This window comes from uncultured Thiocystis sp., from assembly GCF_903866365.1.
Lineage (GTDB): Bacteria > Pseudomonadota > Gammaproteobacteria > Chromatiales > Chromatiaceae > Chromatium.
This window is the reverse complement of record NZ_CAIPNF010000357.1, coordinates 1-2,435: the sequence shown is the minus strand read 5'-3', so window position 1 is coordinate 2,435 and position 2,435 is coordinate 1. Positions and strand designations below refer to the sequence as shown.

At 57.4% G+C, this 2,435-nt stretch carries 3 protein-coding genes; 1 reads left to right on the top strand and 2 read right to left on the bottom strand.

Features of this window, described 5'->3' with window-relative positions; genetic code table 11:
• The first annotated feature begins 660 nt into the window (after positions 1-660).
• Positions 661-1,002, top strand: a complete 342-nt coding sequence (locus QZY07_RS20155; RefSeq protein WP_295406480.1) for an acetolactate decarboxylase — start codon at positions 661-663, stop codon at positions 1,000-1,002.
• 131 nt (positions 1,003-1,133) lie between these two features.
• Here QZY07_RS20155 and QZY07_RS20150 read toward each other — a convergent pair whose 3' ends face one another.
• Complete coding sequence (locus QZY07_RS20150) at positions 1,134-1,346, bottom strand: ribbon-helix-helix domain-containing protein (protein WP_295406477.1); 213 nt, start codon at positions 1,344-1,346, stop codon at positions 1,134-1,136.
• A gap of 86 nt (positions 1,347-1,432) precedes the next feature.
• Positions 1,433-2,113 (bottom strand): ParA family partition ATPase, encoded by a 681-nt coding sequence (gene parA, locus QZY07_RS20145; RefSeq protein WP_295406474.1) that lies wholly within the window; start codon positions 2,111-2,113, stop codon positions 1,433-1,435.
• Positions 2,114-2,435: the final 322 nt, after the last annotated feature.

Genomic DNA, 2,435 nt, shown 5'->3' with positions numbered 1-2,435 from the left:
CCGCGCAGCCGCCACCGAGGATCACCACCGCGCTCCATGCCCTCATACACTAATCGCTTGTAGTGCCGACCTTTGCCCCTACGGCGTCAGCCAAACAAAGGGTTACGTGCAAAATGGGCGCGAATAGTCGAAGACGGGCTATGGAACGGAAAACTGAGGCTCCTCCGAAATTTGGGTAAATCTGCACAAACGGACGCAAATTCTCATAGGCGTCCGGGCGGGGCTTTTCTGTTACTCGGAAGCCATCTGCCTGAGTCCAAGTCGGGCCAAGCAATCCAGCGCGGCGGTCAATAACCCATCGCCTCGGCACGATGGTCGCGTTGCCACGGTCGATGGTCCGTCCAATTGGGGAATCGATAGGCGGTCCCTTCGTCCACCTGATCCTGAGTTTCGCGAAAGTGGGGTTTGGAGATCAACGGAACAGAAAACCCATGTAAGCCCATTAGCCGTGTCGTTTGGGTCTAGATCGTCGTCCTCTGGCGTCTCCACGCGCGGGGAAGACCCTGATAAGGCGCAAAATCCGTCTTATCGGAGCGTTCCGCTGAGGTCTACCCCAACGAGACGATTGGCAGAAAGCCTCATAAAATCATTTTGTTATGAAATTATCTAGGTTTTCTGTTCTGTTGCGCCCTAGACCCCGAGGTCTCGAAGGAGCAGACGGTGTTTGAGCACGCGACGATCTGCGGCACCTTGCTCGGTTTCTGGTGCCCGACCTTCCTGCAAGGCGTCAATGTCCCCGGTTTCCATTTCCATTTCCTGTCCGCCGATCGACAACACGCCGGGCATGTCCTGGACTTCCGGTTGGCGCAAGGGCGGGTCCAACTGGACCGAACCGAGGCGTGGGAAGTTCAACTCCCGCTCGATCCGGCGTTTCTCAACGCGCCGCTCCAGGGGGACCAGAGCACCGCCTTACAAGCGGTCGAGCAGGGATCCTTGGCGCCATCATGGATTCCAGGGGGCCTCTGCCAAGAGCGTGCCTGTCGGCCTATCCGGCGTTCATAGGGTTTGAGGCGCCGTGGCATGGAAGATCAGGTTCACTATCTGCCATCCTCGCTAAACGCTATGATGAATGGCCTAACGATACAGCATAAATACATGCTTGCATGATGATGTCATTACATATCGTCATCCTGTCATGCAATATGCGGCTTACCGTGCTTCTTGAACAGGTCATTCATGGCTTCGGTCATGAGCGCCTGGATGGTGGTTTCCTCGGCGGCGGCCATCATCTTGATCTGCTTGAGCACCGCCGGATCGAAATACCCGGTTAGCGCCTTCTTGCCTTGGCGGCTGGGCGGTAAGGGCGTTTTCGGCTGACTGGTCGCTGACGTGATCGGTGCTGGCATGGGTTCAGCGGTTTCCTTCGGGACGGATGGACGCTGATCAAGCGAGTCTAACGCTTGCGATAAGGTGCTTTTCCGGCCACGACTACTCATGCGGAACGCCTCTTTTCAGGCTTCTTGGATGTCTCGGTCTTTCTGGCGCGAAACGCAGGCAGGTTGACCTGCGTGCAAGTCAGCTTGAACAGTCTCCGGATTTCGTCTGCTGCTTTGCCGTCCGGTTCAAACTCCAGCACGGTTTGTCCCCCCGTCAGGGAATGGACGAATGCCATCCGCTGGGTGATGACGACCGCGGCGAGGTCCAGCCCATACCCGCGAATGGCGGTGCTAGCTTCTTCGGCAAGCGGTCCGCGTGGTGGGGCGGAGTTGATGACCGCCAAGGCTGGTGTGTTAGCCAGGTCGGCGAGTGCTTTGGTGACCGTGATTGCGCGCAGATCCAGGATCGCGGGACGACAGGGAATCAGAATCAAGTCTGCCGCGCGTGCCGCCTTTAAGGCATCCTGTTCGGAATGCGGGGCGGTGTCGATCAGACAGAAGGCGGCACCATTCTCCTTGGCCGTCGCCAAGACTTCTTCAAGCTGCGAGGCATGGCTGGAAATGACCACCGGCGTGTCTCTCTCCCGGCTTTTGGACCATTCCTTGGCGCTGGCTTGCGGATCGAGGTCGATAATCACCGTCGGATAGCCTGCGGCTTCCGCGGCGACCGCGAGGTTTAAGGCGAGGGTGGTTTTCCCGGTGCCGCCTTTTTGCGAAAGAATGGCGATGGTTTTCATGCGGCCATGGTCCTTTGATGGCTTTCAACCATGCAAGCATGTTGACGCAAGCGGAGGTCGAGAGCAAGGCCGAAGCAGATCACCACCGAATCCCGCTGCCCAGACGGCAAGATGCACCGCGCAACGGTATGCCCATTTATAAGTTGGCATGTTGTCAATAATACATGCCAACATAGTTTCATGATACTCGATCTTCAAGTTTTTAGATTTGACATTGGTGTTCAGTAGGCGCTAGGCGTATGCCTCCCCGGCACGGTAGCGCAGCGACGGTGTCGGCGCTTGCCGACCCAGGTCACGCCCACTCATGTGCTTCTTCGATGGG